The following is a 495-nucleotide window of genomic DNA, read 5'->3' as shown; positions in this document are numbered from 1 at the left end:
GGTCCGGGTGGGCAGGCGGTTCAGCCTGGATCCGGTCAAGGACCGCCTGAGCTATCGCACGGCGCCCCTGGGCCTGCTGCGACGCAGCGAAATTCAACGGCTCGGCCTCCAATTCAGCGCTGATCTGCGGACGGGGGAGGACCAGATATTCTCCGCCAAACTGTGGTTCGGTGGCGGGCGGATCGATTACGCCCGGGGGGCCGGCAAATACGTCGTCGGCGCCGACGCCGAGGACCGGGTCACGGGTCAGCGGCGCGAGATGGGCGAGCTGTTCGCCTTTGCCTTGGAACTCGTCGCGGACCCCTGGTTCGTGGCGCTTCCCCTGGCCCAGCGTCAGGCCCTGGTCACCAAGCTTTTGCGGGTCCACGTCTTTGGCGTGGTCCTCCCTCGCATGGACCAGGGCGGCTGGACGGATGCGGAGCGCGAAGACCTCGCGGGCGTGGCCCGCACACTTCTGGCCGCGGCACCGGGGGCGGATGGGCCCTTGTCCCTGGC

Annotated in this window: 1 protein-coding gene; it reads left to right on the top strand. The window is 69.3% G+C overall.

Translation table 11 applies throughout. The features are described from left to right. A partial coding sequence (locus AC1U89_RS24670) for a hypothetical protein (RefSeq protein ID WP_479902242.1) occupies nt 1–495 on the top strand: 495 nt, incomplete at both ends.

Source organism: Caulobacter sp. 05T431 (assembly GCF_056665975.1).
This window is presented reverse-complemented; position numbering and strand designations above follow the sequence as displayed.